The organism is Pannonibacter sp. Q-1 (assembly GCF_054073275.1).
Genome location: NZ_JBSXNB010000009.1, coordinates 181811 through 191103, shown reverse-complemented (window position 1 = coordinate 191103; position 9293 = coordinate 181811). Strand labels below are relative to the sequence as shown.

Here is a 9293-nt window from a genome sequence, read left to right as displayed (position 1 = left end):
GAAGCCTGCTCCGGCGCCTGAACTTAACCATCTGACAAAAATAGCCTTTCCTAGCTATCTATGTCAGCCCCTTTCGAAGCTCACCACGACGGTCTCAAGCCTCGTCGGCGACCTGAACAATGCTTCCAACGTGCTGACGGTGGGCGCGGACGACACCAGCGCCAAGAGCACCGCCGTTGCGGCCGCCTCCGAGGAAGCGGCTGCCAACGTGGAAGCTGTTGCCTCTGCTGCCGAAGAGCTGCTGGCCTCCGTTTCGGAAATCCGCCGCCAGATGGAACAGTCTGCCGGGATCGCCGGTCAGGCCGTGCATCAGGCACAGGCCACCAATGGCAAGATCGAAGCACTGGCCGATGCCGCCAGCCGCATCAATGAGGTGGTGGCGCTGATCCAGGCCATTGCCGAGCAGACCAACCTTCTCGCCCTCAATGCCACCATCGAGGCGGCCCGTGCCGGCGAGGCCGGCCGCGGATTTGCGGTCGTGGCTGCGGAAGTGAAGGAACTGGCCAACCAGACGGCCAAGGCGACGGAGGAAATCTCCAGCCAGATCCAGTCGGTCCAGTCGGAAACGGCCAATGCGGTGAAGGCCATTCAGGAGATCTCCTCGACCATCGAGCAGATCAACGAAATCTCCGGCAGCATCCAGGTTTCCGTGGATCAGCAGGGCCTTGCGACCACCGAAATCGCCCGCAACATTCAGGAAGCCTCCAACGGCACACAGGAAGTGACGCGCAACATCGTCGCCGTGTCCGCTTCAGCCAACGAAACCGGCGAAACGGCCCGCAAGGTCAGCTCCTCGGCCGCAATCCTCCAGCAGGAGGCAAGCGAGCTGCGGCAGGAAGTGGAGCAGTTCCTTCGGGACATCCGCCAGAGCGCCTGACCGGCCGCAGCATCCAACGCAAACGCGCAGCCCCGGCATCCGCCGGGGCTGTTGCCGTTTCAGCGCGGCTTCAGACCTGCAAGAACGAAAGCCCCGCCGGCAAAGAACACGAGGATCACCGCCATGCCTGCCGCCTGACTGGCGGTGGCTGTGGTGACAAGGGCGACGGCCAGCGGCGCAAGGAAGCTGGTCACCTTGCCCGACAGCGCGAGAAGGCCGAAGAACTGGCCCTGACGTCCCTCCGGCGCCAGATGCACCAGAAGGCTGCGCGCCGCCGACTGCAACGGCCCTGCCAGCGCGCCGATGCAGCCGCCGAGCACGAGGAACATCAGATCCGGCAGGGACCCGAACAGCGCGCCGGGGGCGGCAGGCGTTACATCGAAGACGAAGAACACCGTGTCCCGGTCCACCGAAACAAGGCCGAGGCCGCACAGGATGAGACCGCCAAGCGCCCCCAGAATGACCTTGCGCGAACCGATAAGGTCGTCCAGCCAGCCGCCGGTCAGCGCGCCGATGGTGCCGGTGATGGTGAGCAGGATGCCGAAGGTGCCGATCTGGATCGTGCCCCAGCCGAGCACACCGGCCGCATAAATACCGCCAAAGGCAAACAGCGCCACCAGCCCGTCGTTGTAAAGCATGTTGGCGATGAGGAACCGCCCCACGCCGGGCACCTGCCGCAGGTCTGCAAGACTGCGGCGCAGGGAAGCAAGGCCCTGCCGGACAGCGGCTTTCACCCCCATGCGGCGCGGCTCATCGGGCGTGAAAAGGAACATCGGCAGCACGAAGACGAGGAACCACAGCGCCGAAAACGGCCCCGACGCCCTGTCCCCTTCGCGCGCGGCCGGATCAAGCCCGAACAGCGGGTCCGCACCCAGCAGGGTCTTGCCCGTTTCCGGATTGGCCGCCATGAAGCCAAGCACGATGACGAGGCTGATCAGGCCGCCCAGATAGCCGACCGCCCAGCCTGCGCCCGACAGGCGTCCGAGCCTGTCACGCGCCACCAGCGAGCCCATCATGGAATTGTTGAAGACCGTGGCGAACTCGATCGCGAGCGTGCCCAGCGCGTAGCCCGCCAGCGCCACGGCAATGCCGTAGCCGGTGCCGGGAACGGCCCACCACAGGGCAAGGCAGGACAGCACGTAAGGCACGGCCAGAGCCGCGATCCAGGGCTTGCGTGCCCCGCCTGCATCGGCAACGCAGCCAAGGAACGGGGCGAGCAGCGCAATGGCAAGCCCCGCCGCCGAGGTGGCATAGCCCCAGAGGGCCTGCCCTTCCGCCGGGGTGGCGGCAAGGGCGGAGGCAAAATAGGGCGCGAAGACGAAGGTCGTCACCAGTGTGAAGAAGGGCTGGGCTGCCCAGTCGAACAGAACCCAGCCAGCGACGCCGGCAGCCCCTGCCTTCCGCCCTGCGGTGCTCATCAAGCGGCTCAGTAGTCGCCGAGCTTGATATCGGGGGTGTAGTCGCCCGGCACTTCCTTGGTCACGGCCTGGCCGCAGACGACGATGCCGCGGGTGGCATCAAAGGTCAGCTGCGGCGCACCGGCCAGCTCCCAGCCCTTGTTGAGGGCCTGCGTGACACGGTGGCAGAACTGGCTGTCGTCGGGGCCGGTGATGAAGCGGTAGAGTTTCATGGCAATCTTTCCAGGAACAAGAACTGCTCCGGCATATCATTCCTGCGCAGATGCCGCCATGGCCTTGGCAATGGCCAGCACCCTCAGCCCCATGTCCGCATGCAGCCGCTCCACCATCTTGCCGTCGATCTGGATCGCCCCCTTGCTGGCATTTTCCGGCAGGGCGAAGGCATCGTTGATCTTCTGCGCCCAGGCGATTTCCGCCTCCGAGGGCGAAAAGGCGGCATGGCAGGCGTCGATCTGCTTGGGATGGATCAGCGTCTTGCCGTCCATTCCCATCTCCGCCCCTTGCGCGCATTCGGCGGCAAAACCGTCCAGATCGTTGAAATCATTGTAGACACCGTCAAGGATATCAAGCCCGCCCGCCCTTGCTGCGGCCACGCAGGTCATCAGCCAGGGCATCATCACGGCCCGGCCCGGCAGCAGGCGGGCGCGGGTTTCCTTGGCCAGATCATTTGTGCCCATGACGAAGCAGGTGAGGCGTGTTTCCGGGTCCCGCCCCGCCGAGGCAATGCTGGCCGCATGCAGCATGGCGAGCGGCGTTTCCATCATCGCCCAGAGTTTCACGGAGGCAGGGGCGCCTACCAGCTTCAGCCGGTGCGCCACGCGTTCCACATCCGCAAGGGACGAAACCTTGGGCAGGAGGATGGCATCGGGGGCTGCGGCAATCGCCGCCTCCAGATCCGCCTCGCCCCATTGGGTATCAAGCCCGTTGATGCGGATCACCGCCTCGCGCCCCGCAAAGGCCCCGGCCGTCACGGCCTCGCAGACCTGCTGGCGGGCGGCTTCCTTGGCATCGGGCGCCACGGCATCCTCCAGATCCAGCAGCAGGCAGTCCACGCCGAGGCTGCGCGCCTTTTCCAGCGCCCGGCCGTTGGAGCCGGGCATGTAGAGCGCCGAGCGGCGGGGCTTGAAGCTTGCGGTCACGGGCGGTCCTCCTGCGGGTCTTTGCGGCACTGCGTTTCTGCAGTGCAAAAGCTGGAGCGCAAAAGCTAGACGGTGGCCGCCGCTTTTTCCACTCGCCTTTCGGCGGGTATCTCCTGGGTATCTTTTCGGGGCTCCCAGGTGCAGCAGCGCAGAGCCGCCCAAAATAAAACCCGGCGAAAACGCCGGGTTCACACATGCCAGAGCTGCCGCGTCCAGTAAGACAGCAGATTGACCGCTCAGGCTGACAGGCGGCGCTGTTCGCGGACGACGCCATGGATGGCGTCACGCACGGCCTGACGGATATCGGCCAGCGAGAAGGGCTTGGTGATGACATCATGCACCAGCTCGTCGAGGCCGTTGGCCCGTTCACGCTGGTCGGCAAAACCGGTCATCAGCAGGATCGGCAGGCTCGGCCAGTCGCGGGCGGTGGCCAGCGCCAGGGCGATGCCATCCATCACCGGCATCTTGATGTCGGACAGCAGCAGATCGAAGCTGCCTCTCTCGCGGACAAGCGTTTCCAGCGCCGCTCCGCCATCTTCCGAGGCGCAGACGGTGTGGCCATCCAGTTCAAGGGCGCGTTTCACAAAGCTGCGAACCGCCTCGTCATCTTCCGTCAGAAGAATCCGGGCCATATCACACTCCCGTTGTTTCGCGAGGGGGTGTAGCCTCTTCCCCGGCCACATACCCGATGAAGGGCAACTGCCGCCAGGCGTGCCCCATGTCCATCCCGTAACCCACCACAAACTTGTCCGGACAATTAAAGCCCACATAGTCAGCCTGAATATCGGCCTTTCTGTGATACGGTTTGTCCAGCAGTGCGGCGACTTTGACCGAACGCGCGCCCCTTTCAAGAAGCCTGTCCTTGGCGAACTTCAGGGTACGTCCGGATTCCAAAATATCATCCGCCAGTATGATATCGCGATCCTTAACAAGACTTTCAACGTCACGCAGAACCTGAACATTTCCAGAGCTTACGGTCCCTGCCCCGTAGCTGGATAAATGCATGAACTCCATTTCGAGTTCCAGGCCGGCACGGTGCATGGCACGCACCAGGTCGGCGGCAAAGATGAAGCTGCCCTTGAGCACAGCCACGACCAGCAGCTGATGCGGACGGGAAGAAGCCACTTCGCTGGCAAGGCTTTCGACCCGTGCGGCGATCTCGGCTTCATCGTAAAGGGTATGGATCACCGGCTTCATCTTGTTGCTTCTGCTGCTTGTCCTGAGCGGCGGTCCACAAAGCGGACCTGAATATCTGCGGCGTCTGCGGGAGGATCTGTCAGCCTGGTCCTGAAGCGCGTGTTCGCGCCCGGCTCCAATGCCACCGCACGCGGTTCGAGGGTCCAGGCGTAAATCTCCTGCTGATCCTCGCTTCGCAGCGACAGGCGCACCGCGGGTACTGCGGCAGGCTGTTCCGATACGCTCTGGATTGTCCCCTCGACAACCAGAACGATGGTCCCCTCGTCGACTTCCCTGAATGTTCTCAAATCACGGAACTCAAGTCCGCGCAAGTTCACCGGAAGTCCCATCATGTCGAACAGACTGGCAAGGTCCGGAACGTGTTTGACCACGAACTGGCGGTTCGTGAAGATGAGCGCGCTGAATCCCGCCGCTGCAAGAAAGATCAAAAGGCCGCCGGTACGGCGCAGGTTGTTCACCGTCACGTGACGGGTCAGGAATGACCAGTCGCGCTCCCGCCTGGGTTTTTTCGTGTTAACCTTGATCTTCTTACGCTTGGCAAGGGACTCGATGTCAATCGTACGGCGAGCATTTTCCTCCTCGTCCGTTTCATCATTTGCATCGGAGGCCACTACATCTGGGTATTCCGGCGGCGCATCTCTACCAGTCTTTGATTTACCCTGAGTATCCACAGATCCTTTGGCAGGTTCGGGCTCCTCATCCTCAAACGCGCGCCCCTTGGCAAGGGCTTCTTCCTCCGTGGCATCCTCCACCCATGCCGCTTCATCCTCGTCCTCGTCTGTCTCCGGCTCATCCTCGATGGCCATGGCAGGCTTTGCTGCCGCCTTTGCAGCGCCTCCGGCAGAGGCAGCCGGGGAGGCAGGCGCGGGGATATCTTCCTTGCGCGGGCTGATGAACCAGCGGTTTCCGCAGCGCGCGCATTTCACGCTGCGCCCTTCCGGGCCAACCATTTCCGGCTTGATGTCATAGGAGGTATCGCAGTCCGGACAGGTGATCTTCATGTTTGGGAGACCCTCGCTCCACGGCCTCACGGGGCCTTGATGGTGCCATCCATGACGCGGATGATAGCAGTCCGGTGCTGAATTGGGGGGAAGACCTGCGTCAGAGCTCCCCCAATTCTGGTCCAGAGGACATTCATATGTTTAATGAAGCGTTAAAGGGATGGCTCTAGGGTGAGCGCCGTCCACGGAGGTTTTGCGTGATCCGTTTCGAGAACGTCGGGCTGAGATACGGCATGGGGCCGGAAATCTTGCGCGACCTGACATTCAGCATCGAGCCGCAGTCGTTTCAGTTCCTGACCGGGCCCTCCGGCGCGGGCAAGACAACGCTGATCCGCTTGCTGTTTCTGTCGCTGCGGCCCACGCGCGGCCTCATTCGCGTGTTCAACCGGGACATGGCGACCATCGCCAAGAAGGAACTGCCGGAGCTGCGCCGCCGTATCGGCGTGGTGTTTCAGGATTTCCGTCTGCTGGACCATCTGACGACTTACGAGAATGTCGCCCTGCCGCTGCGCGTTCTGGGCAAGGAAGAAGCGAGCTACCGCTCGGACGTGGTGGAACTGCTGAAATGGGTGGGCCTTGGCGAGCGCATGCATGTGCTGCCGCCGGTTCTCTCGGGCGGTGAAAAGCAGCGCGCGGCCATCGCACGGGCACTGATCACCCGGCCGGACATGCTGCTGGCGGATGAGCCGACGGGAAACGTCGACCCTCCCCTTGCCCGCAGGCTGTTGCGGCTGTTCATTGAACTCAACAGGCTTGGCACATCCGTCGTGATTGCCACCCACGACATCACCCTGCTTGAACAGGTCGAGGCGCGCCGGATGGTTCTGGCGGACGGGCGCCTGTCCATTTTTGACTGAGGGCATGGGGAAGGCACCGCGCATGGCATCCAAGGCCCCGCCACCAAAGAAAACCGGCGCAAAGGCGCCGCAACAGCAGAAGAGCCGGACCAAGCTGCCGCGCCCTTCGCTGAAGCTGTCCCTGCGCGGCAAGGTCAAAGCTGCGGCAGGCGGGCAGGACGCACGCCTGCGGCCGTCAGCAGCGATCGTCCCGTCCCAGTCCGTGGCCGGACGCGCCCTGACGCTCGTCGTCGCCATCATGAGTTTTCTGGCCTGCCTCACCGTCGGCTCCGTCTCTGTCGTCTGGGAGGCGGCGCACGACTGGAGCAATGACCTCGTGCGGGAAGTGACCGTGCAGATCCGCCCCGCCGACGGGGTCGACATGCTGCGCGAGATCGACAAGGCCGTGGCGCTGACGCAGGAATTTCCCGGCATCGGCACGGTGCGCGCCCTGTCGGACGAGGAAACCCGCCAGCTGCTGCAGCCCTGGCTCGGCGCCGGCCTTGACCTCGAAACGCTGCCCGTGCCGCGCCTGATCCAGGTGACGGTCAGCAGTCCGCAGGAGCTGGATCTTCCGGCGCTGAAGCAGTCGATCGAACAGAACGTGCGCGGCGCCAGCCTTGACGATCACAGCATCTGGACCTCCCGCCTTGCCGCCATGGCCGGGGCTGTGGTGGCCGGGGGCTTCGGCATCCTGGCGCTGGTGCTGTTTTCCATGGTGCTCAGCGTGATCTTTGCCACCCGTGCGGCCATGGCCGGAAACCGCGACGTTGTGTCTGTGCTGCATTTCGTCGGCGCCAGTGACGGCTTCATCGCCCGCGAGTTCCAGCGCCACTTCCTTGTGCTGGGTCTCAAGGGAGGAATAGCCGGCGGGCTTGCCGCTTCCTTCTGCTTCATTCTGCTCGAAGTCTTCACCCGGCAAACATCCGGCATGGCCGGTGCCGACCAGATGTCGGCGCTGTTCGGCTCCGTGGCGGTCGGCACGCCGGGCTACTTCGGAGTGGTCGGCATTGTCTTCATCGTCGCCGTGCTGACGGCGCTGACCTCCGGCCTTGCAGTCAAATCCCACCTTGCCAAAATCGACTGACTGCAACATCCATCCAAGAAACAGCGGAATTGGTCTATAATCTTCGCACGATGAAACCTGCGCCTTCGGACAAACAGCCTGATGCTGCCGCCCCTGCACCGGTCCCGGAGGACCGTGTGCGGGCTGAGGCTTTGCTGGCTGCGTCCGGGGAGCGGGCAAGTCACGAGCCAGATCAGACCCTTGCGCCCGAAGCAGGACAGCCGGCAGGAGAGCCGGCCGGGGAACAGGCAGAGCAGCAGCCAGGGCCTGCGCCGCAGGCTCTGCAGCCTCGCCGCCGGGGTTACAAGCGCTGGCTGGCGCTGAAGGCACTGGGGATTGCCGCTGCGCTTGTATGCCTGTGGCTGCTCATTTCCTTCATCCGCTTCACCGCCGATGTCGTCACCATCGATCAACCGCAAGACCCGCGCGCCGATGCCATCGTGGTGCTGACCGGCGGCCAGGAGCGGATCGAGACCGCCGTCCAGCTTCTGCAGCAGGGCCGCGCCCAGCGCCTGCTCATCTCCGGCGTCTATCCGGCCACCACCGCACGCCAGCTGCGGCTGCGCACGGAGGCCGAACGGGACCTCTTCAACTGCTGCATCGACCTCGACAAAAAGGCCCTCAACACCATCGGCAATGCCACCGAGGCCGCCATCTGGGCGAAGACGAACGGCTATGACTCGCTCGTGCTCGTCACCAGCGCCTATCACATGCCGCGTGCCGAGATGGAGCTGAATGCAGTCATGCCGGATCTGGTGGTCATTCCCTATCCGGTGTTTGCGGGCGATCTCAACCTGGAGCGATGGTACGCGGAGCCGCGGACCTTACGGCTTCTCCTGAGGGAATTTGTGAAGTATACCCTCGCGCGGTTGCGGGTGAGCACTCTGGGTGTTTCTGCTGCGGGCTGATGGCCTCAACCCGGCCGCGCCGCTCAGTCTGCCCGGCTTCCAGCCCGTTCCTGTCTCCAGTCCGGTTTCCTGATGATCTATCTGCGCTCGCTTCTCTTCCAGATTGCCTTCTACCTGCTGACACTGGTTCAGATGGTGGTCTACAGCCCCTTCGTCTTTCTGGCCCCGCGCCGCATGGCCTGGGTGGTGGTGCCGTTCTGGGCAAGGGTCAATCTGGCGCTGCTGCGCTGGATCGCCGGGCTCAGGGTGGAGTACCGGGGCGTTGAGAACATCCCGCAGGGCGGCTTTCTGGTGGCATCCAAGCACCAGTCCGCCTGGGAAACCTTCGCCCTCATCCCGTTCTTTCCGGACCCGACCTACATTCTGAAGCGGGAGCTGCGCTGGATCCCGATCTTCGGCTGGTACACGGCCAAGATGAAGCAGATCCCCATCAACCGGGGCAAGCGCTCTGCGGCACTCGCCGCCATGATGGCAGCCGCGCGCGAGGCGATTGCCGAAGGCCGCCAGATCCTCATCTTCCCGGAAGGCACGCGCCGTCCGGCCGGCGCAGAACCCGCCTATAAATACGGCATTTCCCATCTCTACCGGGATCTTGCCTGTCCGGTGCTGCCGGTGGCGCTCAATGCAGGGCTTTACTGGCCGCGCAAGGGCTTCCTGATCCATCCGGGCAAGGTGGTTGTCGAGTTCCTGCCTGCCATCGAGCCGGGCCTTGAGCCGGCCGTCTTTTTCGAGACGCTGACGGGACAGATCGAAAGCGCGTCCAACCGCCTCATCGAGGAAGCCCGGCAGGCAGAGCGGCCCTCACCGGTGTTGAAAACCATTCCGCCGCGCGGGGCCTGATCAGGGGAAAG

At 63.8% G+C, this 9293-nt stretch carries 11 protein-coding genes; 5 read left to right on the top strand and 6 right to left on the bottom strand.

Annotation, left to right across the window (positions count from 1 at the left end; genetic code table 11):
- Nucleotides 1-877 (top strand): methyl-accepting chemotaxis protein (locus ACVNHC_RS22020; protein ID WP_457169477.1); only part of this gene is annotated, 877 nt, incomplete at its 5' end.
- Nucleotides 878-936: 59 nt separating this feature from the next.
- On the opposite strand, the gene ACVNHC_RS22015 is transcribed toward ACVNHC_RS22020, so the two are convergent.
- From ACVNHC_RS22015 to ACVNHC_RS21990, 6 genes are all read right to left on the bottom strand, one after another.
- A complete protein-coding gene (locus ACVNHC_RS22015; RefSeq protein WP_058898457.1) occupies nt 937-2295 on the bottom strand; it encodes an MFS transporter in 1359 nt (452 codons plus the stop codon).
- 8 nt (nt 2296-2303) lie between these two features.
- Nucleotides 2304-2507 carry a DUF1737 domain-containing protein gene (locus tag ACVNHC_RS22010; protein WP_050474080.1) on the bottom strand — a complete coding sequence of 68 codons (204 nt, stop codon included), beginning with the start codon at nt 2505-2507 and terminating at the stop codon, nt 2304-2306.
- 36 nt (nt 2508-2543) lie between these two features.
- Nucleotides 2544-3434 carry an HpcH/HpaI aldolase/citrate lyase family protein gene (locus ACVNHC_RS22005; protein WP_058898456.1) on the bottom strand — a complete coding sequence of 297 codons (891 nt, stop codon included), beginning with the start codon at nt 3432-3434 and terminating at the stop codon, nt 2544-2546.
- Between the two features lie 236 nt (nt 3435-3670).
- Nucleotides 3671-4066 carry a response regulator gene (locus ACVNHC_RS22000; RefSeq protein WP_019964371.1) on the bottom strand — a complete coding sequence of 132 codons (396 nt, stop codon included), beginning with the start codon at nt 4064-4066 and terminating at the stop codon, nt 3671-3673.
- A gap of 1 nt (nt 4067) precedes the next feature.
- Entirely contained in the window at nt 4068-4631 is a 564-nt protein-coding gene (hpt, locus tag ACVNHC_RS21995; RefSeq protein WP_186391361.1) for a hypoxanthine phosphoribosyltransferase, read from the bottom strand.
- Nucleotides 4628-5632 (bottom strand): zinc-ribbon domain-containing protein, encoded by a 1005-nt coding sequence (locus ACVNHC_RS21990; protein ID WP_050474077.1) that lies wholly within the window; start codon nt 5630-5632, stop codon nt 4628-4630. Before ACVNHC_RS21990 ends, hpt begins: the two co-directional genes overlap by 4 nt.
- A 197-nt stretch (nt 5633-5829) precedes the next feature.
- Between ACVNHC_RS21990 and ftsE the strand changes: the two genes are divergently transcribed.
- The 4 genes from ftsE to ACVNHC_RS21970 all read left to right on the top strand — a co-directional run bounded on the left by ftsE (nt 5830) and on the right by ACVNHC_RS21970 (nt 9282).
- A complete protein-coding gene (gene ftsE, locus ACVNHC_RS21985; protein ID WP_072242530.1) occupies nt 5830-6489 on the top strand; it encodes a cell division ATP-binding protein FtsE in 660 nt (219 codons plus the stop codon).
- Nucleotides 6490-6511: 22 nt separating this feature from the next.
- On the top strand, nt 6512-7555 hold the full coding sequence (locus tag ACVNHC_RS21980) for a cell division protein FtsX (protein ID WP_457169473.1): 1044 nt from the start codon (nt 6512-6514) through the stop codon (nt 7553-7555).
- A 116-nt stretch (nt 7556-7671) separates the two neighbouring features.
- Nucleotides 7672-8442 carry a YdcF family protein gene (locus tag ACVNHC_RS21975; protein ID WP_457169471.1) on the top strand — a complete coding sequence of 257 codons (771 nt, stop codon included), beginning with the start codon at nt 7672-7674 and terminating at the stop codon, nt 8440-8442.
- Between the two features lie 72 nt (nt 8443-8514).
- Nucleotides 8515-9282: a lysophospholipid acyltransferase family protein gene (locus ACVNHC_RS21970; protein ID WP_457169469.1), complete on the top strand. Its 768-nt coding sequence runs from the start codon at nt 8515-8517 to the stop codon at nt 9280-9282.
- Nucleotides 9283-9293: the final 11 nt, after the last annotated feature.

Excerpts from the sequence above, each read along its gene's own strand:
- ACVNHC_RS21990 (WP_050474077.1), bottom strand. The coding sequence starts at position 5,632 with ATGAAGATCACCTGTCCGGACTGCGATACCTCCTATGACATCAAGCCG.
- ACVNHC_RS22010 (WP_050474080.1), bottom strand. The coding sequence starts at position 2,507 with ATGAAACTCTACCGCTTCATCACCGGCCCCGACGACAGCCAGTTCTGC.
- ACVNHC_RS22015 (WP_058898457.1), bottom strand. The coding sequence starts at position 2,295 with ATGAGCACCGCAGGGCGGAAGGCAGGGGCTGCCGGCGTCGCTGGCTGG.
- ACVNHC_RS22000 (WP_019964371.1), bottom strand. The coding sequence starts at position 4,066 with ATGGCCCGGATTCTTCTGACGGAAGATGACGAGGCGGTTCGCAGCTTT.
- hpt (WP_186391361.1), bottom strand. The coding sequence starts at position 4,631 with ATGAAGCCGGTGATCCATACCCTTTACGATGAAGCCGAGATCGCCGCA.
- ACVNHC_RS21970 (WP_457169469.1), top strand. The coding sequence starts at position 8,515 with ATGATCTATCTGCGCTCGCTTCTCTTCCAGATTGCCTTCTACCTGCTG.
- ACVNHC_RS21980 (WP_457169473.1), top strand. The coding sequence starts at position 6,512 with ATGGCATCCAAGGCCCCGCCACCAAAGAAAACCGGCGCAAAGGCGCCG.